We start from the raw sequence: 24597 nt of genomic DNA, 5'->3' as shown, positions 1-24597 counted from the left end.
TAACCATTATTGACGACCATGCTAAAAATACTCGATGTTGTTTGCGCTATTCTCGAACGGGATGGCAAGATTTTACTGGCGCGGCGCCCGCTGCATGCGGATCAGCCCGGTCTGTGGGAGTTTGCCGGGGGCAAAGTGGAGGCCGGGGAAACGCAGCCCGAGGCCCTGGCGCGCGAGCTGCGCGAGGAGCTGGGCATCGAGGCCCGGCCCGCGCGATATATCGCCAGCCACCAGCGGGAAGTATCCCGGCGGCTGATTAACCTGCACGCCTGGCACGTCCCCGCGTTTACCGGCACGCCCGAAACGCACTACCACAGCCAGCTGGTGTGGTGCTCCCCGCGCGAGGCGCTGGGCTACGATCTCGCCCCAGCGGATATTCCTCTGCTGGAAGCCTTTATTCTCTTACACGACGCCAGACCAGCGGATTGGTGCTGATCGCCTGCGGATCCCGCTGGCACTGCAATAATACGCCCTCGGCTTTTACCACCGATCCTTCTGAATAGTTCTGATCCTGATAGATGCAGCACTGGTTGCACGGCGGCGGACGCTGACCGCTGGAGCTGAAGATCTCCGGCGGGATATTCACATCAACACCCCCGGTACTAAATCGCTGGTCGGCCTGACTGCCGGCCGCGAAAACCCCAAGCAAAACAGCCATTACAATACGCTTCATAGACGTCTCTTCCTGTTGTGTCCTGACAATGACTATAACGGTAAACCTGCCGACAAACTTTAATCCCGCCAATCATCGTTTTTTATTATGACCCGGCGCGTTTAATGAATTTAACTTGAGGGCGCAATTTAGCTTGCGTAACAAAGCCCATCGGGTGGTATAGTCGAAAAACACAACATCATGCATATATTTGTTACAAATAAAATAATCCCAATATATTAGAGGAACTTATAGTTATGGACCAGGCTTGCTCCCTTGAATCCTTTCTAAACCGTGTTCAACAGCGCGATCCGAATCAGAGCGAATTCGCTCAGGCCGTGCGTGAAGTGATGACCACCCTCTGGCCATTTCTGGAACAAAACCCCCGCTATCGTCAGATGTCCCTGCTTGAGCGCCTGGTTGAACCAGAACGCGTGATCCAGTTCCGCGTGGTATGGGTGGACGACCGCAATCAGGTGCAGGTCAACCGCGCCTGGCGTGTCCAGTTCAGCTCCGCGATCGGCCCGTTCAAAGGCGGGATGCGTTTCCACCCGTCGGTGAACCTGTCGATCCTGAAGTTCCTCGGCTTCGAACAAACCTTTAAAAATGCCCTGACCACGCTGCCTATGGGCGGCGGCAAAGGCGGCAGCGATTTTGATCCGAAAGGCAAGAGCGAAGGCGAAGTGATGCGCTTCTGCCAGGCGCTGATGACCGAACTGTATCGTCACCTGGGCGCGGATACCGACGTACCGGCCGGGGATATCGGCGTGGGCGGGCGCGAAGTGGGCTTTATGGCCGGGATGATGAAAAAACTCTCCAACAACAGCGCCTGCGTCTTCACCGGGAAAGGTCTCTCCTTCGGCGGCAGCCTGATCCGCCCGGAAGCCACCGGTTACGGTCTGGTCTACTTTACTGAAGCGATGCTGAAGCGTCACGGTATGAGCTTCGACGGGATGCGCGTCGCGGTATCCGGCTCCGGCAACGTGGCCCAGTACGCTATCGAGAAAGCAATGGAGTTGGGCGCCCGGGTGATCACCGCCTCCGACTCCAGCGGCACCGTGGTTGATGAAGCAGGCTTCACCACAGAAAAACTGGCGCGCCTGTGCGAAATCAAAGCCAGCCGTGACGGTCGCGTGGCCGATTATGCCCGCGAATTCGGTCTGACCTACCTTGAAGGCAAACAGCCGTGGGCCGTACCGGTTGATATCGCCCTGCCATGCGCCACCCAGAACGAACTGGATATTGATGCAGCGCACCAGCTGATCGCCAACGGCGTGAAAGCGGTTGCGGAAGGGGCTAACATGCCAACTACCATCGAAGCCACCGACCTGTTCCTGCAGGCTGGCGTGCTGTTCGCACCGGGTAAAGCGGCAAACGCCGGCGGTGTGGCAACCTCAGGTCTGGAGATGGCGCAGAACGCCGCGCGTATGGGCTGGAAAGCCGAGAAAGTGGATGCGCGTCTGCATCACATCATGCTGGATATTCACCACGCCTGCGTCGAGTACGGCGGAGAAGAGAAGCAGACCAACTATGTCCGCGGTGCGAACATTGCCGGGTTTGTGAAGGTCGCGGATGCGATGATGGGTCAGGGTGTGATCTGATTCTGTGGCTGTGCCGGGTGGCGCTGCGCTTACCCGGCCTACGGTTCGTGCTTTTGTAGGCCGGGTAAGCGCAGCGCCACCCGGCAACTCCTCAGGCCGCACTCTTCTTCTTAAACTTTTTCTTCTTGTCGCCACCCGGCGCAACCATGCCGCGAAAATCTCTGACCGAGGTATTCCGTGCCTGGTTGATCAGATCGAATAACGTGCCCACCAGCGGCTGCATAAAATCCTGATAACGACACTGCTTTTCGCTGATCTGAGTCAGCACCGACTCCCAGTGCGCGGTCATGTCCGGGCGGGCGGCCATCTCCGGCAGGGAGTGGATCAACGCCTTTCCGGCATCCGTCGCGTGGATATAACGCCCTTTCTTGTGCAGAAAACCGCGTTTAAACAGCAGCTCGATGATCCCGGCGCGGGTCGCTTCCGTCCCCAGCCCGTCGGTGGCACGCAGGATCTTCTTCAGATCTTTATCCTGCACAAACCGGGCAATACCGGTCATTGCTGAGAGGATCGTGGCGTCGGTGAAGTGTCGCGGCGGCTGGGTCTGTCGCTCCACCACTTCGCCCTTCTCGCACAATAGTTCGTCGTCTTTTTTCACCACCGGCAGCGGCGTGCCGTCGTTCTCCTCGTCACGCTCTTTATTGCCCAGCAGCGTGCGCCAGCCCGCTTCGGCAAGGAAACGCGCCTTGGCGATAAACTTGCCTTTGGCGATCTCCAGCTCAATAACGCACTTGCGGAACAGCGCATCCGGGCTGAACTGCATCAGGTACTGACGGGCGACGAGGTTATAGACCTTCGATTCGTTCTCGGTCAGATTGACCTTGCTGCTGCGCGCCGTCGGGATGATGGCGTGGTGGGCATCCACCTTCTTATCGTCCCAGCAGCGGTTGCGGGTATCCGGATTGACCACCGGCTGCGGCAGTAAATCGGGCGCGTGGGCGGCAATGGCGTTCAGCACCGCGTGGCGTCCGGCGAAATGCTCCTCCGGCAGATAGCGGCTGTCGGAACGCGGATAGGTGATCAGCTTGTGCGTTTCATACAGCTTCTGGCAGATATCGAGCACGTTTTGCGCGCTCAGGCCATAGCGTTTTGCCGCCTCGATCTGCAGGGCAGAAAGGGAAAACGGCAGCGGAGCAGGTTCTGATTCCCGTTTATCGTTATAGCTGGTGACGACGGCGGGCTGGCCCTCAATACGGGTCACCACGTGGTCTGCCAGCGGACGATGTAGCAGGCGCCCCTCTTCATCCTGATAAGGTTCGCAGGCCTCGCTCGGCTGCCAGATGGCGGTAAAACGTTCGTCCTTCGGGGTAACGATATGGGCTTTCACTTCGAAGAAATCTTTGGCGACAAAGTTCTCGATCTCTTCATCGCGGCGCACCACCAGCCCCAGCACCGGAGTCTGGACGCGACCCACCGAGAGCACCCCCTGATAACCGGCGTTACGCCCGAGAATGGTGTAGGCGCGGGTCATGTTGATGCCGTACAGCCAGTCGGCGCGGGCGCGAGCCAGGGCGGAGACGCACAGCGGCACAAACTCGCTGTTGGATCGCAGACGCGAGATGGCACGCTCCACCGCCTGCGGGTTGAGATCGTTGATCAGACAGCGCTGCACCTGGCGGCGTTTCTCTGGCGAGAGGTTCAGGTAATCCAGCACCTCGTCCACCAGCAGTTGCCCCTCCCTGTCCGGGTCACCGGCGTGGATCACTTCTGCGGCGTCATTCAGCAGGCGCTTAATGACGTTGAGCTGTTTGGTGACCGTCGGGCGCGGCTGCAGCTGCCACTTTTCCGGCACGATGGGCAGATCGTTGAGATTCCAGCGCGCGTAGCGGCTGTCGTAAGCGTCCGGCTGGGCCTGCTCCAGCAGGTGACCGATACACCAGGTGACCACCTGCCCGTTCCCGCACTCGATATAGCCATCGCCCTTGCGATGCGGCTTGGGTAATACATCCGCGATCGCCCGGGCGAGGCTGGGTTTTTCGGCAATAAATAACCGCATTGAATTAACGGATCTCAATCATCGGACGGCCGCCGCGGGCGGTCACCAGCTCGCCGATGGCGGTCAGGGTGATACCGAACTCAGCGGCGGTCGCCTGGACTTCGGCTTCTGCCTCCGGCGTGACCGCCAGCAACAGGCCGCCGGACGTCTGGGGATCGCACAGCAGATCGCGCCACTCGCCATGCATCTCGCCCATCAGGTGGCCGTAGCTGGCGAAGTTACGCTGCGTGCCGCCCGGCACGGCACCCTGGGCAATATAGTCTTCCACGCCCGGCAGCTTCGGCACGTCCTGATACCAGACCTGGGCCTGCACGCCTGCCCCCTGGCACACTTCGCTCAGATGGCCCAGCAGGCCAAAGCCGGTGACGTCGGTCATTGCCTTCACGCCCTCAATGTTCGCAAAGGCGGCGCCGGCGAGGTTCATCTGGCACATCACCTCCGTTGCCAGCCCTTTGTGCTCCGGCTGCAGCAGGGATTTTTTCTCGGCGGTGGTGAGCACGCCAATGCCCAGCGGCTTGGTGAGGAACAGCTTGCAGCCCGCTTCGGCGGTGCTGTTGCGTTTAACGCGTTCCGTCGGTACCACACCGGTGACCGCCAGGCCGAAAATGGGCTCCGGGGCATCAATAGAGTGGCCACCCGCCAGGGCGATCCCCGCCTGCTGGCAGGCGAAGCGTCCACCCTCGATCACCTCGCGGGCGATCTCCGGGGCCAGGGTATTAATTGGCCAGCCGAGGATCGCAATCGCCATGATCGGCTTTCCGCCCATGGCGAAGATGTCGCTGATAGCGTTGGTGGCGGCAATGCGTCCAAAGTCGTACGGGTTATCGACGATCGGCATAAAGAAATCGGTGGTGCTGATAACGCTGGTGCCGTTACCTAAATCGTAGACCGCGGCATCGTCGCGGGTTTCGTTACCCACAAGCAGGTTCGGGTCGACAAACTTCGCCTGCTCGCTATGCAGAATGGTTTCCAGCACTTTGGGGGAAATTTTACAACCGCAACCGGCTCCATGGCTGTATTGCGTTAAACGAATGGCTTGCTCGCTCATGACAATCTCCTTTCATTACAATTGCACTATGTTAGCGCTCATTCCATTAAGTGATAAGTATGACTGTCTGAATTCTGCGGCAGTTGTTCAGGATCCAGACAGTTTTTGCACCGGGGATCAGAAATGAGTGACAAACGGCCCGGTGTCGGGCACGGAGACGGTGGTCGAGGCTTTCAGCTGCGGAGTACCCAGATAGAGGAAACCGACGATTTTGTCGTGTGCGCCGCAGCCCAGGCCTTCGCGGACAACCTGGCTGTCGGTTAACGCGCCACTGCGCCAGATACCGTTGTAACCCTGGGCGACGGCAGCCATCTGCATAGCCATTACCGCACAGCCGGCAGACATCTCCTGCTCCCACACCGGCACTTTGTGCTGCGGCTGGCATTTGGCGACCACGGCGATAATCATCGGCGCGCGGAACGGCGCGTTGCGGGCTTTCTCAATCGCCTTTTCATCCTGTCCGGCGGCCACGGCCCCTTTCTCCAGCAGGGTACTGAAGCGCTCGCGTCCTTCACCCTCTATGATAAAGAAGTGCCACGGCTGTAAGGTGCCGTGATCCGGGGCGCGCATCCCGGCGCGAAGAATGTTGTCCAGCTGTTCGCCTGCCGGGGCGGGCTCGGTCAGACGCGCCGCGCTTCGGCGGTTAACAAGCAGTTCGAGTGCATCCATGGGGTTACTCCTGTCTTGAAATTTACTCAAAATTAACACGACGGCAGATTTTGTTACAGCGTGGCAGGCGATTCCTGCTGACAAGTGACGGTCGGGTCATTACGATAGCCCGACAACACCGTCCAGTGGCGACGGGAAGGTAATTATCTGGACAGGGAGAATACATGCGAACCCTCTGGCGACTGTTTGCCGGCTTTTTTAAATGGACGTGGCGTCTGCTGAATTTCGTCCGAAATCTGGTGATGAACATTTTCTTCATCCTTATTCTGATGGTTTGCGTGGGCGTGTGGATGCACCTCAGCGCCAACAACCAGGCTCAGAGCGCCGGGCGCGGCGCGCTGCTGCTGGATATCGCAGGGGTCGTGGTCGATAAGCCCTCCACCAGCAACCGTCTTGGGGTACTGGGCCGCCAGCTGTTTGGCGCCAGCAGCGACCGTCTGCAGGAAAACTCGCTGTTTGATATCGTCGATGCTATTCGTCAGGCAAAGGATGACCGCAACATCACCGGCATCGTGCTGGATCTGAAGAACTTTGCCGGAGCGGATCAGCCTTCCATGCAGTACATCGGTAAAGCGCTGCGTGAGTTCCGCGACAGCGGCAAACCGGTGATTGCGGTGGGCGATAACTACAGCCAGGGGCAGTACTATCTGGCAAGCTTTGCCAATAAAGTGTGGCTTTCGCCGCAGGGCACCGTCGATCTGCACGGTTTCGCCACCAATGGCCTCTATTACAAATCGCTGCTCGATAAGCTGAAAGTCACGACCCACGTCTTCCGCGTCGGGACCTATAAATCTGCCGTAGAGCCGTTTATCCGCGACGATATGTCTCCTGCCGCCCGTGAAGCGGATAGCCGCTGGATTGGCGAGCTGTGGCAGCACTATCTCGCCACCGTCGCCGCCAACCGCCAGATCGCTCCGGAGCAGGTCTTCCCGGGTGCGCAGGGCGTGCTGGATGGGCTGCGTAAAGTCGATGGCGATACCGCGAAGTATGCGCTGAACAGCAAGCTGGTGGATGCCCTGGGCTCCAGCGCCGAAATTGAAAAGTCCCTGACTAAGCAGTTCGGCTGGAGCAAAGAGGACAAGAACTACAGCGCCATCAGCTTCTATGATTATCAGGCGAAAAAACCGGCCGATACCGGTGACAGCATTGCCGTGGTCTTCGCTAACGGGGCGATCATGGATGGCGAAGAGACGCCGGGCAACGTCGGGGGTGATACCACCGCCGCGCAAATCCGCGATGCGCGTCTCGATCCGAAAGTGAAAGCCATTGTCCTGCGGGTGAACAGCCCGGGCGGCAGCGTCAGCGCATCGGAAGTGATCCGCGCGGAACTGTCAGCGGCCCGCGCCGCCGGTAAACCGGTGGTGGTCTCCATGGGCGGCATGGCGGCATCCGGTGGTTACTGGATCTCGACCCCGGCGAACTACATCGTGGCGAACCCAAGCACCCTGACCGGCTCCATCGGCATCTTCGGCGTCATTAACACCGTAGAGAACAGCCTCGACTATCTGGGCGTGCATACCGACGGCGTGGCGACCTCGCCGCTGGCGGATATTGCCATCACCAAAGCACTGCCGCCGGAAGTGTCACAGATGATGCAGCTCAGCATTGAGAACGGCTATAAGCGCTTTATCAGCCTGGTGGCCGACTCCCGTAAGCAGACCCCGGCGCAGATCGACCAGATTGCCCAGGGCCACGTCTGGACCGGCCAGGATGCGAAATCCAACGGGCTGGTGGATAACCTGGGCGATTTCGATGACGCCGTGGCCAAGGCTGCCGAACTGGCGAAGCTGAAGCAGTGGCATATCGACTTCTATCAGGATGAGCCGACCTTCATCGATTTGGTGATGGACAGCTTCTCCGGCTCGGTCAAAGCCATGCTGCCGGACGCGCTGCAGGCATATCTGCCGGCGCCGGTCGCCTCGGCGGCGAAGGCAGTTAAAGCGGAGGGCGACAAGCTGGCCGCCTTTAACGATCCGCAAAACCGCTACGCGTTCTGCCTCACCTGCGCTAACGTACGTTAATCCCCATCCCCTCTTCTGCGAAGAGGGGATTTTTCTTTGAAGCCCAAGAACATTACATCATGCAAAAGAAATCAATCTATGTAGCCTATACCGGCGGTACCATCGGTATGCAGCGCTCGGAAAATGGCTATATCCCGGTTTCGGGTCATCTGCAGCGCCAGCTGGCGTTAATGCCTGAGTTCCACCGCCCGGAGATGCCGGACTTCACCATCCACGAGTACGATCCGCTGATGGACTCTTCCGACATGACCCCGGAAGACTGGCAACATATCGCCGACGACATCAAGGCGCACTACGATCAATATGATGGCTTCGTGATCCTGCACGGCACCGACACCATGGCGTTTACCGCCTCGGCCCTCTCCTTCATGCTGGAAAACCTCAGCAAACCGGTGATCGTCACCGGCTCGCAGATCCCGCTGGCGGAGCTGCGTTCCGACGGGCAGATCAACCTGCTTAACTCGCTGTACGTGGCGGCCAACTTCCCGATTAATGAAGTGAGCCTGTTCTTCAACAACCGCCTGTATCGCGGCAATCGCACCACCAAAGCGCATGCGGACGGCTTTGATGCTTTTGCCTCACCCAATCTCTCTCCGCTGCTGGAAGCCGGGATCCATATCCGCCGCCTCGGTACCCCGCCCGCGCCGCATACTTCCGGCGAGCTGGTGGTGCACCCGATTACGCCGCAGCCGATTGGCGTGGTGACCATTTATCCGGGTATCTCCGCCGATGTGGTGCGTAATTTCCTGCGTCAGCCGGTAAAAGCGCTGATCCTGCGCTCCTACGGCGTGGGCAACGCCCCGCAAAACGGCGAGTTTCTGAAGGAGCTTCAGGAAGCGAGCAGCCGCGGCATCGTGGTGGTAAACCTGACCCAGTGCATGTCCGGCAAGGTGAACATGGGCGGCTATGCCACCGGTAACGCCCTGGCGCAGGCGGGGGTCGTGAGCGGATTCGACATGACGGTAGAAGCCACCCTGACTAAACTTCACTACTTACTGAGTCAGGATCTGGACGTGCAGTCGATTCGTACGGCGATGATGCAAAACTTGCGTGGCGAACTGACGCCAGACGAATAAGGAGTGAGCATGAAACAACGTGCCCTGTTACTGGTGGATTTACAGAATGATTTTTGCGCCGGCGGCGCGCTGGCGGTGGCCGAAGGCGACAGCACGGTAGACGTTGCCAACGCCCTGATCGAGTGGTGTAAAGCCCGCGGCGAAGCGGTGGTGGCCAGCCAGGACTGGCATCCGGCAGATCACGGCAGCTTTGCCAGCCAGCACAGCGTCGAGCCCTTCACTCAGGGCGAACTGGATGGCCTGCCGCAAACCTTCTGGCCCGATCACTGTGTGCAGCACACCGAAGGCGCAGAGCTGCATCCCCTGCTCAACAGCAAAGCCATTGACGCCATTTTCCAGAAAGGGGAAAACCCGAACATCGACAGCTACAGCGCCTTCTTTGATAACGGCCACCGGCAGAAAACCGGGCTGGATCAGTGGCTGCGCCATCACGAAATCGTGGAGCTAATCGTGATGGGGTTGGCGACCGATTACTGCGTCAAATTTACCGTGCTGGATGCGTTACAGCTGGGCTACCGGGTGAACGTGATCACCGACGGCTGTCGTGGGGTCAACATTCAGCGCCAGGACAGCGCCCAGGCGTTTATGGATATGGCGGCGGAAGGCGCCACGCTTTATACGCTGGCAGACTGGCAGGAGACGCAGGCCTGATAGCCTTATGCCGGGTGGCGGCTACGCCTTACCCGGCCTACAAAACCCGCAGGCCCGTGCAAGCGTCAGCGCCGCCGGGCAAAACCCCGCCCCCCGTAGGCCCGTGCAAGCGTCAGCGCCGTCGGGCAAAACCCCGCCCACCGTAGGCCCGTGCAAGCGCAGCGCCGCCGGGCAAAACCCCGCCCACCGTAGGCCCGTGCAAGCGCAGCGCCGCCGGGCAAAACCCCGCCCCCGTAGGCCCGTGCAAGCGCAGCGCCGCCGGGCAAAACCCCGCCCCCCCGTAGGCCCGTGCAAGCGCAGCGCCGCCGGGCACAATTCTTATTAAGTCCCATAAGGTGAACTGCCTCGCACTCTCAGCGAGGCGGCAATGCTATTCTTTTTTGGCACTTTTTTCGCCACGCCATTACGTGGCGTGCTTGTTTTTTTACCGTCAAAATTGAAGAGGAATTGCTATGAAACGTTTGCCTTTGCTGGCAGCTTTACCCCTGCTCTGCGCGTCCGTTGCTTCCGCCAGCTCCCTGATGTCGGTGGGCTATTTTAACGGGGGTGGCGACGTCACCGCCGGACCGGGCGGGGATATCAACAAACTCGATGTGCGTCAGATCACCCACCTTAACTACTCGTTTGGCCTTATCTATAACGACGAGAAAGACGAAACCAACCCGGCGCTAAAAGATCCGAACAAACTGCATCAAATCTGGCTCTCCCCAAAAGTCGCCGCCGATCTGGCTTTACTCCCAGTCCTGCGCAAACAAAACCCTGACCTCAAGGTGCTGCTCTCCGTGGGTGGCTGGGGGGCGCGTGGCTTCTCGGGGGCGGCATCGACCAAAGAGACTCGAGCCGTGTTCATCCGCTCAGCTCAGGAAATTGTCGATAAATACGGTCTCGACGGGATTGACCTCGACTGGGAGTTCCCGGTTAACGGCGCATGGGGACTGGTCGCCAGCAAGCCTGAGGACCGGGATAACTTTACTGCCCTGCTGAAAGAGTTGCGTGCTGCATTCGGGGATAAAAAACTGGTGACCATCGCCGTCGGTGCCAATGTGGAGAGCCCGAAAAGTTGGGTAGACGTCAAAGCGGTTGCGCCGTTACTTGATTACATCAACCTGATGACCTACGACATGGCGTACGGCACCCAGTACTTCAACGCCAACTTGTATGACTCCAGCGCCTGGCCCACCGTAGCCGCCGCGGATAAATACAGCGTGGATTTCGTGGTGAACAACTATCTGGCCGCCGGGCTGAAGCCGCAGCAGATGAACCTGGGTATCGGTTTCTATGGCCGGGTACCCAAGCGTGCCGTTGAGCCTGGCATCGACTGGAGCAAGCCGGATGCGCAAAAAAACCCCGCGACTCAGCCTTATTTCGGCGCACAGCAGATCGAGCTGTTCAAATCGCTGGGCTACGATCTGACCAAAGACACCTATGTGAAGTACAACGATATCGTGAAGACGTTATTAAACGATCCGCAAAAACGCTTTACCGAGCAGTGGGACGACCAGGCCAAAGTGCCGTGGCTGTCGGTTAAGGGTGATGATGGCAAGGCGCTGTTTGCCCTGTCGTACGAAAACCCGCGGTCGGTGACCATCAAAGCGGAGTACATCAAAGAGAAAGGTCTGGCCGGGGCGATGTTCTGGGAGTACGGCGCGGATGACAACAACCAGCTGGCGAAGCAGTTAGCCGAGTCGCTGGGGATTAAGTAAAAATTAGCCCTCTCCCTGCGGGAGAGGGCATTAGCCCGCATGGTTACTGCATTTTCAGCGTCGCGATCGATTTTGGCGCGATGCCAAAATCCTCTTTCAGCTGTTGCTTACTCTTCATCACCATCTGACCCTGGGTGTCGATGGTCATGTGCTGCGCATCGGTATTATTGCGCGCCTGCCACAGCATCACTAACTGCAGACAGTTCTCTTTCTGCTCGGCGGTCAACGCCACGCCATCGGCCCATTTCCCTAGCTCCACTGCCGTGACCAGACGCTGATACACTTCCGGCGTCATGCCCTTAATCATCTCTTCAATATTCATGTTAAATCCGGCTCCGAAGGAATAATTTGCTGAATCGATTTTTCAGCCTTTCGTCTGGTCGCCATTCTGGTCATCAGTGAAGCTTAATGAGGCGGAATTGACGCAAAAACGCTCGCCTGTCGGCTGTGGGCCATCCGGGAAGACGTGACCGAGATGGGCGTCACAGTTTCCACAGCGAATCTCAATGCGCTCCATACCATGGCTGAAGTCCTTCAGATAGTGAATGGCCTCTTCACTTACCGGTTCATAAAAGCTTGGCCAACCGCAGCCAGAATCGTATTTGCTTTGGGAGTTAAACAGCGCAGCGTCACACACCAGGCAGTGGTAGACACCATCCCGTTTGTTATGCAGCAGACGCCCGGTAAACGGCGGTTCCGTACCGTGGTTTTGCGTCACGTAGAACTGCATTTCTGTGAGGTTTTTTTTCAGTTCATCGGGGTTTTGTTGATTCGACATAGGCTTACATCTCGCAGTTGAAACAGACAACTTTTACCCTCGATTCTAACAAAACATTAACACTGAAGTATGAACTTTTGTTCTAAACTTACTCGTTGCGTAGAGGCACTCAGACAAATGTGATCTACTCCACGTTTTTATGTGGTCAGCCCTTTAAAATTCCGTGCGCAGGCCCCATATGGGTGCAAGCTCCAAGGGAATGTGAGGTGGGTCAATCGAGCAAAGGTAGTGCGAAGGATTGATTTGTCGCAATGATTGACACGATTCCGCTTGACGCTGCGTAAGGTTTTTGTAATTTTACACGCAACCTTTTATTCACTAACAAATAGCTGGTGGAATATATGACTATCAAAGTAGGTATCAACGGTTTTGGCCGTATCGGCCGTATTGTTTTCCGTGCTGCTCAGGAACGTTCTGACATCGAAATCGTTGGTATCAACGATCTGTTAGACGCTGAATACATGGCGTACATGCTGAAGTACGACTCAACTCACGGTCGTTTCAACGGCACCGTTGAAGTGAAAGACGGCCACCTGGTTGTCAACGGCAAAACCATCCGTGTTACTGCTGAAAAAGATCCAGCTAACCTGAAGTGGAACGAAATCGGTGTTGACGTTGTTGCTGAAGCAACCGGTATCTTCCTGACCGACGAAACTGCGCGTAAGCACATCACTGCTGGCGCCAAAAAAGTTGTTCTGACTGGTCCTTCTAAAGACAACACCCCAATGTTCGTTAAAGGCGCTAACTTCGAGAAGTATGCTGGCCAGGACATCGTTTCTAACGCATCCTGCACCACCAACTGCCTGGCGCCACTGGCTAAAGTTATCAACGACAACTTCGGTATCGTTGAAGGCCTGATGACCACCGTTCACGCTACCACCGCTACTCAGAAAACTGTTGATGGCCCGTCTCATAAAGACTGGCGCGGCGGCCGCGGCGCAGCTCAGAACATCATCCCTTCTTCTACCGGTGCTGCTAAAGCAGTTGGCGTAGTTCTGCCAGAGCTGAACGGCAAACTGACTGGTATGGCGTTCCGTGTTCCTACTCCTAACGTATCTGTTGTTGACCTGACCGTTCGTCTGGAAAAAGCAGCAAGCTACGAAGAAATCAAGAAAGCAATCAAAGCGGCTTCTGAAGGCGCAATGAAAGGCGTTCTGGGTTACACCGAAGACGACGTTGTTTCTACCGATTTCAACGGCGAAGTGTGCACTTCCGTGTTCGATGCTAAAGCAGGTATCGCACTGAACGACAACTTCGTGAAACTGGTTTCCTGGTACGACAACGAAACCGGTTACTCTAACAAAGTTCTGGACCTGATCGCTCACATCTCCAAATAAGTTGAGATGAGAAACTGATCCAAAAAGGCGACCTCGGTCGCCTTTTTTTATGGCATTAGAGACAGAGGATTGCGTAATGATTAAAACAATTTTTGCACTTCCGGTAGTCGAACAACTTACCCCTGTGCTTTCCCGCCGTCAGATTGATGATGTCGAAGTCATCGTGATTGAACATCCGCAGGTTAAGGCTTCTGTCGCCCTCCAGGGCGCGCATCTGCTCTCCTGGCAGCCAGAAGGTGAAGTGGAAGCGTTGTGGCTGAGCGACATCACCTCCTTTAAAAAAGGGGCGGCAATCCGCGGCGGCGTACCAATCTGCTGGCCGTGGTTTGGCCCGGCTACCGAACAGGGCCTGCCGTCGCACGGTTTTGCCCGCAACCTGCCGTGGACGCTGAAAGCCCATAACGAAGATGAATCCGGCGTGGTGCTGACCTTTGAACTGCAAAGCGACGACGAGACCCGCAAACTGTGGCCGCACGACTTCACCCTGTACGCCCGCTTCAAGTTAGGTAAAACCTGCGAGATCGAGCTGGAAGCGCACGGTGAATTTGAGACCACCTCTGCCCTGCACACCTACTTCAACGTCGGCGATATCGCTGCCGTAACGGTGAACGGCCTCGGCGATAGCTTTATCGACAAAGTGGATAATGCGAAAGAGGGCAAACTCAACGACGGCTCACAGACATTCCCGGATCGTACTGACCGCGTCTACCTGAACCCGGAAGCCTGCAGCGTCATTGAAGATACCGTGCTGAATCGCGCGATTGAAGTGATCCATCATCATCACAGCAACGTGGTGGGCTGGAACCCGGGCCCGGCGCTGTCAGTGAGCATGGGCGACGTTCCGGACGACGGATATAAGACCTTTGTTTGCGTGGAAACCGCCTGCGTCAGCGAACCGCAAACCGCGACGGAAGAGAAACCTTCCCGTCTGGGACAGACGATTCACATTGTGAAGCGTTAATCCCCTACCCTTGCCCTCTCCATGTTGAGAGGGCATTACGCTCACTTCACACCATGTCTAACGCCGTTTTCTGTTCAGGCGCCGGGAAGGCCGCATCCAGCTGCTTTAACGCCTCCGCAGAGAGCGAAATGCCCAGCGCGCCCGCATTCTCTTCCACATGCTTAATGGATGACGCTTTCGGGATAGCCACGACCCCGCGATGACTTATCACCCACGCCAGCAGAACCTGCGCCGCCGTGATCTGGTACTCCTGCGCTATCGCATTCACTACCGGATGATTGAACAGCCCTGAGCGTAGCCGCCCGGCCTGCGCCAGCGGGCAATAGGCCATCACCGGCATCGACTGCTGCTGACACCATGGCAGCAGGTCATATTCGATACCGCGCGAGGCCAGATGGTACAGCACCTGATTGGCCGCGCAGGCCTGTCCGCCTGGCACCTGCCAAAGCTCCTGCATATCCGCATAGTCGAGGTTCGAGACGCCCCAGCGGCCAATTTTCCCCTGCTGTTGCAGCGTCTCCATTAGTCGGACGGTCTCATCCAGGGCGTAATTCCCGCGCCAGTGCAGCAGATAAAGGTCAATATACTCGGTGCCGAGACGGCGCAGGCTGGCTTCGCAGGCGGCTATCCCTTTGTGCCCTCCGGCATTCCACGGGTAGACTTTGGAGACCAGAAACACCTCGTCGCGCAGGCCTTTGATCGCCTCGCCGACCACCTTTTCCGCGCCGCCGTCGGCATACATCTCGGCGGTATCAATCAGCGTCAGCCCGCGCTCAATGCCAGCCCGCAGGGCGTCCACTTCCTGGCGGCGCTGGCTCGCTTTTTCGCCCATGTACCAGGTACCCTGGCCAATGGCCGGAAGGACGATGTTGTTGCCAAAGTTAACGGTTTTTTCGCTCATCACATTCTCCTGTTTATCTGCACCACCCTAAAACAAACGGGGCTCAAGAGCCCCGTTGTGATGCACAAATTGCACAGTAAAAATGCACAATCAGAAACTCCAGGTCAGACCCACCGACATCAGCCCCGTCCAGGACTTATCGACCATCGGACTGTCCTTCACTTCGTCGCTCAGGCGGTTATAACGCCCCGTGGCGTAGACGTTCCAGTCAGGAGCAAATTTATAGCTGGCAGTCAGTTCCAGGTACGGGTTCCAGCCATCATCTGCGTCATAGCTGTTCAGGCCGCTGCGACGGGACTCTTTATGGGACACGCCATAATAGTAGTCGTTGTAGTTTTCGCTGTGGTATTCCAGACCGATGCCCGGAGTCAGCGTCAGCCCGCCATTGGTGTAACGGTACAACCACGCCAGATCCCAGATATAGCCATTACTGTTATCAAGCGTATCGCCAGCCAGGGCGGTGCGCAGGAAACCGTATTCGGTGTTATGGACCCAGGAAACCCCCGCCATCATGGTGCTCTTACGTTTATCGAGCTGACGAAGCTGGTAGTTGTCGCTATCGCCTGGCTTGAAGTGCGTTGGGTCGTAGTAGGCCATGACGGAGAGTTTGTCGGTCTGGTCGTTCCAAAGATAGTAGCCACCGCCCAGCCCGCGGAACCAGAAATTATCCCCTTCATAAGTGACAACCGGAACCGGATAGAAATCACGGTCATATTGTTTATAAGGGCTATTGATTACGCCGACACCAGCACCAACTGACCACTGATTTTCCGCGTATGCTGTACTCACTGAGGTGGCAACGATAATCCCCAGTGCCAGAAGTTTGAGTTTGGTCACAATCCATTCTTTCCTGTAGTCAAATAATCAGCGGGTGAAGTGTAACCGTCATTCCCCCCATTTCTCAAAATTTTTTGTCAGCTAATCAATTTGATTAACCCATTATTTTGTTTGCGGCAAATGACGGAACGCTGTCAGCCAGATTACCGTTCAGTGAAGGAAGTCTCTTTGTCTGACAGGATTTGGCTGAATTTCTGGATGAGTTATTGATATGTCATTGAAATTAGATTTTGCGTGCAGGCAAGTTTTGCAAATGCCATCTACGCTTAATTTTAAGAAGCTGAATACCGAATCACCCCGCGGTTTTAGCGCCCGACCTGGCACACGGGTTGCTGCTCTGGCAGTGAGGTGCAACGGATCCCGCTTCCGGGAGCCTCTACTATTCATATGAACGGCTCTTTTCCTGTGCTAAAAAACGAAAGGACGGCATGCCATGAATATATTCGATCACTATCGCCAGCGCTATGAAGCTGCCAAGGACGAAGAGTTCACACTGCAGGAGTTTCTTACCATTTGTCGGCAAGATCGCAGTGCCTATGCCAATGCGGCAGAACGACTATTGATGGCTATTGGTGAGCCGAATATGGTTGATACTGCCCAGGAGCCACGGCTTTCCCGTCTGTTTTCGAATCGGGTCGTCGCCCGATATCCTGCGTTTGAAGAATTTTACGGCATGGAAGATGCCATCGAGCAGATTGTTTCCTACCTGAAGCACGCTGCTCAGGGTCTGGAAGAGAAGAAACAGATCCTGTATCTGCTGGGTCCCGTCGGCGGTGGTAAATCCTCGCTGGCTGAACGGCTGAAAGCGTTGATGCAGCGTGTACCGATTTACGTGCTCAGCGCCAACGGCGAACGCAGCCCGGTCAACGACCATCCGCTGTGCCTGTTTAACCCGCAGGAAGATGCGCAGATTCTGGATAAAGAGTACGGCATTCCTCGTCGCTATCTCGGCACTATTATGTCGCCGTGGGCCGCGAAGCGCCTGCATGAATTTGGCGGCGACATTACCAAATTCCGCGTGGTGAAAGCCTGGCCTTCCATTCTGGAACAGATTGCGATTGCTAAAACCGAACCGGGTGACGAGAACAACCAGGATATCTCTGCGCTGGTAGGTAAAGTGGACATCCGTAAACTGGAAAACCACGCGCAAAACGATCCTGATGCTTACGGTTATTCCGGTGCGCTGTGCCGCGCCAACCAGGGGATTATGGAGTTCGTCGAGATGTTTAAAGCGCCGATTAAGGTGCTGCATCCGCTGCTGACCGCAACCCAGGAGGGTAACTACAACGGTACGGAAGGGATCTCCGCCCTGCCGTTTAACGGCATTATTCTGGCGCACTCCAACGAATCGGAATGGGTTACCTTCCGAAACAACAAAAACAACGAGGCCTTCCTTGACCGTGTTTATATCGTCAAAGTGCCTTACTGCCTGCGGATCTCCGAAGAGATCAAGATTTACGAAAAACTGCTGAACCACAGTGAGCTGGTTCACGCCCCATGCGCCCCGGGAACCCTGGAAACGCTGTCGCGCTTCTCAATTCTGTCGCGCCTGAAAGAACCAGAAAACTCCAGCATCTACTCGAAAATGCGCGTCTATGACGGTGAAAGCCTGAAAGATACCGACCCGAAAGCGAAGTCCTACCAAGAGTATCGCGATTACGCCGGTGTGGATGAAGGGATGAACGGTCTCTCCACGCGCTTTGCGTTCAAAATCCTCTCCCGCGTGTTCAACTTTGACCATGCTGAAGTGGCCGCTAACCCGGTACATCTGTTCTACGTCCTGGAGCAGCAAATTGAGCGTGAACAGTTCCCGCAGGAGCAGGCTGAACGTTATCTGGAGTTCCTGAAAGGCTATCTGATCCCGAAATACGCCGAGTTCATTGGCAAAGAGATCCAGACCGCCTACCTGGAATCCTACTCCGAGTACGGGCAGAACATTTTTGACCGCTACGTTACCTATGCTGACTTCTGGATCCAGGATCAGGAGTATCGTGACCCGGATACCGGCCAGCTGTTTGACCGCGAGTCACTGAATGCGGAACTGGAAAAAATCGAGAAGCCCGCCGGGATCAGTAATCCGAAAGACTTCCGAAATGAGATCGTCAACTTTGTGCTGCGCGCCAGAGCGAACTTCAGCGGACGTAATCCGAACTGGACCAGCTACGAAAAACTGCGCACGGTTATTGAGAAGAAAATGTTCTCCAATACCGAGGAGCTGTTGCCGGTCATTTCCTTTAATGCCAAAACCTCAACCGACGAGCAGAAAAAGCACGACGATTTTGTCGACCGCATGATGGAGAAAGGTTACACCCGCAAACAGGTTCGCCTGCTCTGCGAATGGTACCTGCGCGTGCGTAAATCGTCTTAATAGCCCGAAAAGCCCGGCGGCGCGTTGCTTGCCGGGCCTACTACAATGTTCCGTAGGCCGGATAAGCGTCAGCGCCATCCGGCACTTACGGGCACTGAAAGTTGGCAAATGCAGTACGGGGGGCATATGACCTGGTTTATTGACCGGCGTCTTAACGGTAAAAACAAGAGCACGGTGAATCGCCAGCGCTTCTTGCGCCGTTATAAAGCGCAAATCAAACAGTCGATCTCCGAGGCCATTAATAAGCGTTCGGTGACCGACGTAGACAGTGGGGAGTCCGTTTCTATTCCGACGGACGACATTAGCGAACCGATGTTCCATCAGGGACGCGGCGGTTTGCGCCATCGCGTTCATCCCGGTAACGACCATTTCATCCAGAACGACCGCATCGAACGCCCGCAAGGCGGGGGTGGCGGCGGAGGCGGCAGTGGTCAGGGCCAGGCCAGCCCGGACGGGGAAGGTCAGGACGAGTTTGTCTTCCAGATCTCCAAGGATGAGTATCTGGATCTGCTGTTTGAGGATTTGGCCCTGCCGAATCTGAAGAAAAATCAGCACCGTCAGTTGAATGAGTATAAAACGCACCGGGCCGGTTTTACCGCCAACGGCGTGCCGGCCAACATTAGCGTGGTGCGTTCGTTACAGAACTCGCTGGCGCGCCGCACCGCCATGACGGCGGGAAAAAAACGTGAGCTTCGCGAGCTTGAAGCCAGCCTGGATAGCGTGACCAACAGCGAGCCCGCGCAGCTGCTGGAAGAGGAGCGTTTGCGCAAAGAGATTGCCGAACTGCGCGCCAAAATTGAGCGCGTGCCCTTTATCGATACCTTTGACCTGCGTTACAAGAATTACGAGAAACGTGCGGAACCCTCCAGCCAGGCGGTGATGTTCTGCCTGATGGACGTCTCCGGCTCAATGGATCAGGCCACCAAAGATATGGCCAAGCGCTTTTATATTCTGCTCTATCTGTTCCTGAGCCGAACCTATAAGAACGTGGAAGTGGTCTATATTCGCCACCACACCCAGGCGAAAGAGGTGGATGAACATGAGTTCTTCTACTCGCAGGAGACGGGCGGCACCATTGTTTCCAGCGCCCTGAAGCTGATGGATGAGGTGGTGAAGGAGCGCTACGACCCGGCGCAGTGGAACATCTATGCGGCGCAGGCGTCGGATGGCGATAACTGGGCGGATGATTCGCCGCTATGCCATGAAATTCTGGCGAAAAAACTGCTTCCGGTAGTGCGTTACTACAGCTATATCGAGATCACCCGCCGCGCCCACCAGACGCTGTGGCGTGAGTATGAACATCTGCAATCCATGTTTGATAACTTCGCGATGCAGCACATTCGCGACCAGGACGATATCTATCCGGTATTCAGAGAGCTGTTCCACAAGCAATCTGCCACCAGCAATAGCTAACCCCACCGCCGGTCACTGACCGGCGGTCAAAGAGAATGAGAGGAGCAGAAATGGGTTGGAAATTGTCATAATGCCGAAATGGATGTGGATGAATGTCTGGCCCCAGAAATAAATACACCAGTTTAAAATAACTGGTGTATTTTAGTTAATCACAAAACTTCTGCGTTTCGAGCTCCCGGTTAATCAGCTGGGTACAATTACGGCCGCTTTTTTTGCCGGTATATAACGCGATATCCGCCCGCTCCAGTACTTCCCGAAGCACCTCCCCCTGATGAATACGCGTTAATCCACCGGTAAAAGTAATACGAATAATGTGCTCACCGGCAATGGTTTCCAGCCGGGCAATGTCGCGGCGCAGGCGCTCGGCAATAATGACCGCTTCATCGTCGTGGGTGGCATGGAGTAAAACAATAAACTCTTCTCCTCCATAACGATACATCGACTCAGAGCGCCGGATATTATTACTGATATTCAGGGCCAGTGAACGCAAAACAATATCCCCGTTCAGATGACCGTAATTATCATTCACTTTTTTAAAGTGATCGATATCCAGTAATAATAAATAGAGGCCACTGGCGCCCAGCTCTTTATTCATGCTGCCGAACGACTCATCGAGGATGCGGCGCAGCGGCAGGCCTGTCAGGGCGTCATAGCTGGTACGCAGCTGCAGCAGGTGTACTTTATAGAGGGTCAGGGCATCGGTGAACGCCAGCAACGATTGTTCGAAGAGATCAAAATCCTCATTACGCTGACGCTGCTGTTCAATAGCAGAAATTAAACGCCGGCAAGCCTGATGAACATGAATATGTTTTTTGTTAATATCCAGTAAAAAGTTTGTGTCTTCTCGCTCTTCCAGTAACCGGGTATTAAGCCAGTGACCAAACTCGCAATGCAGATGAGCTTCCTCACTGGAAACTTCCGGTAAATCTACATTACGACTGTCGATAAAACGCAAAAGTTTTACTAACCATTTGAAATGTGCATCCGTTGACTGGTTCAGACCGCGTACGGTTTCGTCAATCTCTTTAAACTTTCTGTTCACAGAAACTCCAGAGTAACAGATTAATAACAACAAAAATCATAATTGATTAAATCTCAAAAAATGTCAGCGAATTAAAATATTATATAGACGCCTACTAATAAATCTACGGAATGATTGTTTCCAATTATCTTTAAAAAATGTCGACGAAATAAAACCTGTTTATCGTGGAAAAAGCGGGGCCGCAGCGTCCCGTCATCCCCTTTCAGGCAATAGCCCAAATCAGAATATTTTTTGTTAAAAACGCTTTTTACCTACCTGCGAGCGGGTAAAGTAAGCAGGCTTACTTTTTTATTTTGGCAAGGAATACAACATGTTCGACCCTACTCTGCTCATTCTTCTGGGCCTGGCGGCGCTGGGCTTTGTCAGCCACAACACCACGGTAGCAATTTCAATTCTGGTGCTGATCATCGTCCGGGTGACGCCATTGAGCGGTTTTTTCCCGTGGATTGAAAAGCAAGGTCTGACCGTCGGGATTATTATCCTCACCATCGGCGTGATGGCGCCGATTGCCAGCGGCACTCTGCCAGCCTCAACGCTGATCCACGCCTTCATGAACTGGAAATCCTTGATTGCCATCGCCGTGGGCGTGTTTGTGTCGTGGCTGGGCGGGCGCGGCGTCACGCTGATGAGCTCCCAGCCCACGCTGGTGGCCGGACTGCTGGTGGGCACGGTGCTGGGGGTGGCGCTGTTCCGCGGCGTGCCGGTCGGCCCGCTGATTGCCGCCGGGCTGGTATCGCTGTTTATCGGTAAGTCGTAGCCAGGCTGGCGATATACCGCGCCGGAGTCTGCCCCAGCCCCTTTTTGAACATGGTGATAAACGCCGTGGTGGAGTCATAACCCAGAGCATGGGCCACCTGCTGCACCGACTGGCCGCGGATCAATCCCTGCAGGGCCACGATCAGCTGAAGCTGATGCCGCCAGCGGCGAAAGTTGAGCCCGGTTTCACTGACCACCAGCCGGGCAAGGTTGCGCTCGCTCATTGCAAAATGGTGCGCCCACTGGTGTAGCGTCTGCCATTCCGCCGGGGAGGCGGCCATGGTGTCACTCATCAGACGAATTTTAGGATGCGAGGAGACCGGGAGCTGCAGCTGCTCCTCGGGCTGGCGGGGCAGTTCATCAAACAGCACCTCAACCAGCCGTCGGGTGGCAGGATCCTGTTGTCCTGGGCTGCGCGCTGCCAGGGTCAGGATCAACTCCCGTACCAGCGGTGAAATTTTTAGCGTGCAGCAACGATCCGGCAGCGATACAGCCCCGGGCTCGATAAACAAAAAACAGAGCCGGGCGCTGGGTGTGGCCTTATTGCTGTGCGGCAGCTGTCCGGGGACCCAGACCGCATACTGAGGGGGCACCATCCACATGGCATTCTCCACTTCGCAGGTGATCGCGCCGTGCAGGGCGAGGATCAACTGCCCCTTGCGGTGTTGATGTTCCTCGATACGCTGCTCATCTGCCACCACCCGCACGTGAAATGCCACCGCTGGGTCATGCTGACTGTCGGGATCGTAACCTTCAAGACCGAGTCCAGGCATTATGTTGTCCGATGTTAGCGATAATCTGTCATTTTAGCTTGATTTCAACCTTCCTGAAAATGCGTATCCTTTAGCCTCAATTCGAGGTAAGAGATAACAATGACCATAGCCCTTTCGACTACCGGCAAACAGCGGGCGCTGCTGATCGCCGGCATCCTGATGATCGCCACCTCGCTGCGGGTGACCTTTACCGGCGCCGCGCCGCTGCTGGACGCCATCCGCACGGATTATGACCTGACCACCGCCCAGACCGGGTTGCTCACGACCCTCCCGCTGCTGGCCTTTGCGCTCATCTCGCCCCTGGCGGCCGGTCTTGCCCGCCGCATTGGCATGGAGCGCAGCCTTTTTATCGCCCTGTTATTAATTATCGCCGGAATTGCCCTGCGCTCCCTGCCCTCCGCCATACTGCTGTTTGGCGGCACGGCGGTGATTGGCTGCGGTATTGCGCTGGGTAACGTGCTGCTGCCGGGGCTGATCAAACGCGATTTCCCCGGCCAGGTGGCGAAACTGACCGGAGCGTACTCCCTGACGATGGGGGCGGCGGCAGCGCTGGGTTCTGCACTGGTGGTGCCCGTCGCCCTGAGCGGCGCAGGCTGGCACGGTGCGCTGTTGATGCTGATGATATTCCCTCTGCTGGCGTTGCTTCTGTGGTTACCGCAGTGGCGCCAGCGCCCTGCAGGCTCCCTGAGCGGCGCGCGGGCGCTACATAGCCGGGGTATCTGGCGCTCGGCGTTGGCCTGGCAGGTGACGCTGTTTCTGGGGATTAACTCGCTTATCTACTATGTGATTATTGGCTGGCTGCCGGCGATCCTGCAGAGCCACGGTTATAGCGAAACCGAAGCCGGATCCCTGCACGGGCTGTTACAGCTGGCAACCGCCGCGCCGGGCATTGCAGTGCCGCTGATCCTGCTGCGGCTGAAAGATCAGCGTGGGGTGGCCGGGCTGGCGGCAATGATGTGTGCGGTAAGCAGCGCAGGGCTATGGTTTATGCCCGATCTGGCTGTGATGTGGACGCTGATTTTTGGCTTTGGATCCGGGGCCACGATGATCCTCGGCCTGACGTTTATTGGCCTGCGCGCCAGCTCGGCACATCAGGCTGCGGCCCTTTCCGGGATGGCGCAGTCGGTGGGCTATCTTCTGGCCGCCTGTGGACCTCCGCTGATGGGCAAAATCCACGACGCCAACGGCGACTGGCGGATCCCGCTGTTGGCCTGCGCGCTGGTATCGGTAGTGATGGCCGTCTGTGGGATGCTGGCCGGGCGTGACCGGGAGATCACGCCCGGCTAAGCCGGCACTCAGTAATTCAGTGCTGCGCGAAGCAGAGCCTGCACCAGCGGAGCCGGACGTCCTGCGAGGGCGGCGCGCTCATGCTGGAACAGCGTGGCGATAAAGAACGGGTGCGTCACCAGCTCTACGGCACGGATCTCACCCTGCGCGTCCCAGCCGGTGACGCGCATATCGCCCTTCTCCAGTTCCTTCGCGAATTCAGGCGAGACGCCGTAATTGCAGTGATAACCCTCTTCGATCTCTTCCCGGCCATAGGCTCTGGCAATCAGGGTATTGGCGCGCAGTTCAATGGCGTCGCTTTGCTCGACCAGCGAGCAGGTCAGCGGGGCAATCACCATCCGGCCTTCGGTATCCGTCTCGGCGTGGGCCGCATCCTGCCAGCCCAGGACGTTACGGGCATATTCAATCAATGCATGCTGGAAGCCGCCGCAGGTGCCAAGAAACGGGACGCTGTTTTCGCGGGCGTAGCGTGCGGCAATAAACGCGGCGTCGGCATTTTTGTACGGGCTTGCCGGCACCAGCCAGATAGCGTCGTAGCCGACCAGGTCTTCCGGGCTGGTTAATTCAGTCGTCGCCAGCCAGTCGTAGTCGGCCGTAACCTCCAGCACCGCTGCGGCATCATCAATGGCCAGAGGGATCGCCTGGTGAGCCAGAACGTCAGGATTGTAGTCGCCGACCAGCGCAATTCGGAGGGTATTTTTTACCGCAGAGAGTTCCATAGAGTGAT

General features: G+C 56.5%; 23 protein-coding genes. 12 read left to right on the top strand and 11 right to left on the bottom strand.

The annotated features are described in order from the left end of the window. Positions 1-18 precede the first annotated feature (18 nt). The gene (locus tag ES815_RS18675; protein WP_142489147.1) at positions 19-435 is read left to right on the top strand and encodes a pyrimidine (deoxy)nucleoside triphosphate diphosphatase; all 417 of its coding nucleotides are present in this window, start codon (positions 19-21) and stop codon (positions 433-435) included. Here the strand turns inward: ES815_RS18675 and ES815_RS18670 are convergent. Next, positions 395-673: a YnjH family protein gene (locus ES815_RS18670; protein ID WP_142489146.1), complete on the bottom strand. Its 279-nt coding sequence runs from the start codon at positions 671-673 to the stop codon at positions 395-397. The two genes, ES815_RS18675 and ES815_RS18670, sit on opposite strands and share 41 nt — an antisense overlap. A gap of 236 nt (positions 674-909) precedes the next feature. On the opposite strand from ES815_RS18670, the gene gdhA reads away from it, so the two are divergent. Further along, the gene (gdhA, locus tag ES815_RS18665) at positions 910-2253 is read left to right on the top strand and encodes an NADP-specific glutamate dehydrogenase (protein ID WP_142489145.1); all 1344 of its coding nucleotides are present in this window, start codon (positions 910-912) and stop codon (positions 2251-2253) included. 91 nt (positions 2254-2344) lie between these two features. Here gdhA and ES815_RS18660 read toward each other — a convergent pair whose 3' ends face one another. The 3 genes from ES815_RS18660 to ES815_RS18650 all read right to left on the bottom strand — a co-directional run bounded on the left by ES815_RS18660 (position 2345) and on the right by ES815_RS18650 (position 5966). Further along, on the bottom strand, positions 2345-4249 hold the full coding sequence (locus ES815_RS18660) for a DNA topoisomerase III (RefSeq protein WP_142489144.1): 1905 nt from the start codon (positions 4247-4249) through the stop codon (positions 2345-2347). Between the two features lie 4 nt (positions 4250-4253). Beyond that, on the bottom strand, positions 4254-5297 hold the full coding sequence (selD, locus tag ES815_RS18655; RefSeq protein ID WP_142489143.1) for a selenide, water dikinase SelD: 1044 nt from the start codon (positions 5295-5297) through the stop codon (positions 4254-4256). Between the two features lie 117 nt (positions 5298-5414). Continuing rightward, positions 5415-5966, bottom strand: coding sequence for an NAD(P)H nitroreductase (locus tag ES815_RS18650; protein ID WP_142489142.1), 552 nt, complete (start codon positions 5964-5966; stop codon positions 5415-5417). Positions 5967-6130: 164 nt separating this feature from the next. Here ES815_RS18650 and sppA point away from each other — a divergent pair, with 164 nt between their 5' ends. The 4 genes from sppA to ES815_RS18630 all read left to right on the top strand — a co-directional run bounded on the left by sppA (position 6131) and on the right by ES815_RS18630 (position 11417). Then, a complete protein-coding gene (gene sppA, locus ES815_RS18645; RefSeq protein WP_142489141.1) occupies positions 6131-7987 on the top strand; it encodes a signal peptide peptidase SppA in 1857 nt (618 codons plus the stop codon). 59 nt (positions 7988-8046) lie between these two features. Next, on the top strand, positions 8047-9063 hold the full coding sequence (ansA, locus tag ES815_RS18640; RefSeq protein WP_142489140.1) for an asparaginase: 1017 nt from the start codon (positions 8047-8049) through the stop codon (positions 9061-9063). A 9-nt stretch (positions 9064-9072) separates the two neighbouring features. Then, the gene (gene pncA / locus ES815_RS18635; protein ID WP_142489139.1) at positions 9073-9714 is read left to right on the top strand and encodes a bifunctional nicotinamidase/pyrazinamidase; all 642 of its coding nucleotides are present in this window, start codon (positions 9073-9075) and stop codon (positions 9712-9714) included. Between the two features lie 452 nt (positions 9715-10166). Next, positions 10167-11417 carry a glycoside hydrolase family 18 protein gene (locus tag ES815_RS18630; RefSeq protein ID WP_142489138.1) on the top strand — a complete coding sequence of 417 codons (1251 nt, stop codon included), beginning with the start codon at positions 10167-10169 and terminating at the stop codon, positions 11415-11417. Between the two features lie 43 nt (positions 11418-11460). On the opposite strand, the gene ES815_RS18625 is transcribed toward ES815_RS18630, so the two are convergent. Both ES815_RS18625 and msrB read right to left on the bottom strand, forming a co-directional pair. Beyond that, on the bottom strand, positions 11461-11739 hold the full coding sequence (locus ES815_RS18625; protein ID WP_142489137.1) for a YeaC family protein: 279 nt from the start codon (positions 11737-11739) through the stop codon (positions 11461-11463). Positions 11740-11781: 42 nt separating this feature from the next. Next, positions 11782-12195 (bottom strand): peptide-methionine (R)-S-oxide reductase MsrB, encoded by a 414-nt coding sequence (gene msrB / locus ES815_RS18620; protein ID WP_142489136.1) that lies wholly within the window; start codon positions 12193-12195, stop codon positions 11782-11784. Between the two features lie 341 nt (positions 12196-12536). On the opposite strand from msrB, the gene gapA reads away from it, so the two are divergent. Both gapA and ES815_RS18610 read left to right on the top strand, forming a co-directional pair. After that, positions 12537-13532, top strand: coding sequence for a glyceraldehyde-3-phosphate dehydrogenase (gapA, locus tag ES815_RS18615; RefSeq protein WP_032617687.1), 996 nt, complete (start codon positions 12537-12539; stop codon positions 13530-13532). Between the two features lie 76 nt (positions 13533-13608). Beyond that, positions 13609-14493, top strand: a complete 885-nt coding sequence (locus tag ES815_RS18610; protein ID WP_142489135.1) for a D-hexose-6-phosphate mutarotase — start codon at positions 13609-13611, stop codon at positions 14491-14493. A 46-nt stretch (positions 14494-14539) separates the two neighbouring features. On the opposite strand, the gene ES815_RS18605 is transcribed toward ES815_RS18610, so the two are convergent. After that, the gene (locus tag ES815_RS18605; protein WP_142489134.1) at positions 14540-15394 is read right to left on the bottom strand and encodes an aldo/keto reductase; all 855 of its coding nucleotides are present in this window, start codon (positions 15392-15394) and stop codon (positions 14540-14542) included. Positions 15395-15484: 90 nt separating this feature from the next. Continuing rightward, on the bottom strand, positions 15485-16231 hold the full coding sequence (locus ES815_RS18600; RefSeq protein ID WP_142489133.1) for a MipA/OmpV family protein: 747 nt from the start codon (positions 16229-16231) through the stop codon (positions 15485-15487). Between the two features lie 433 nt (positions 16232-16664). Here ES815_RS18600 and yeaG point away from each other — a divergent pair, with 433 nt between their 5' ends. Then, positions 16665-18599, top strand: coding sequence for a protein kinase YeaG (gene yeaG / locus ES815_RS18595; protein ID WP_142489132.1), 1935 nt, complete (start codon positions 16665-16667; stop codon positions 18597-18599). 126 nt (positions 18600-18725) lie between these two features. Beyond that, positions 18726-20012 carry a YeaH/YhbH family protein gene (locus ES815_RS18590; RefSeq protein WP_142489131.1) on the top strand — a complete coding sequence of 429 codons (1287 nt, stop codon included), beginning with the start codon at positions 18726-18728 and terminating at the stop codon, positions 20010-20012. A gap of 145 nt (positions 20013-20157) precedes the next feature. On the opposite strand, the gene ES815_RS18585 is transcribed toward ES815_RS18590, so the two are convergent. After that, a complete protein-coding gene (locus ES815_RS18585) occupies positions 20158-21054 on the bottom strand; it encodes a diguanylate cyclase (protein WP_142489130.1) in 897 nt (298 codons plus the stop codon). Between the two features lie 310 nt (positions 21055-21364). Here ES815_RS18585 and ES815_RS18580 point away from each other — a divergent pair, with 310 nt between their 5' ends. After that, positions 21365-21811, top strand: coding sequence for a DUF441 domain-containing protein (locus ES815_RS18580; RefSeq protein WP_142489129.1), 447 nt, complete (start codon positions 21365-21367; stop codon positions 21809-21811). Here ES815_RS18580 and ES815_RS18575 read toward each other — a convergent pair. Further along, the gene (locus ES815_RS18575) at positions 21795-22583 is read right to left on the bottom strand and encodes an AraC family transcriptional regulator (protein ID WP_142489128.1); all 789 of its coding nucleotides are present in this window, start codon (positions 22581-22583) and stop codon (positions 21795-21797) included. The two genes, ES815_RS18580 and ES815_RS18575, sit on opposite strands and share 17 nt — an antisense overlap. Positions 22584-22682: 99 nt before the next feature. Here ES815_RS18575 and ES815_RS18570 point away from each other — a divergent pair, with 99 nt between their 5' ends. Further along, positions 22683-23870: a CynX/NimT family MFS transporter gene (locus ES815_RS18570; protein ID WP_142489127.1), complete on the top strand. Its 1188-nt coding sequence runs from the start codon at positions 22683-22685 to the stop codon at positions 23868-23870. Between the two features lie 8 nt (positions 23871-23878). Here ES815_RS18570 and ES815_RS18565 read toward each other — a convergent pair whose 3' ends face one another. Next, positions 23879-24589 (bottom strand): CTP synthase, encoded by a 711-nt coding sequence (locus ES815_RS18565; RefSeq protein ID WP_142489126.1) that lies wholly within the window; start codon positions 24587-24589, stop codon positions 23879-23881. Positions 24590-24597: the final 8 nt, after the last annotated feature.

The organism is Leclercia adecarboxylata (genome assembly GCF_006874705.1).
Lineage (GTDB): Bacteria > Pseudomonadota > Gammaproteobacteria > Enterobacterales > Enterobacteriaceae > Enterobacter > Enterobacter adecarboxylatus_C.
The sequence above is the reverse complement of the archived record's forward strand: the minus strand, read 5'-3'. Positions and strand labels throughout refer to the sequence as shown.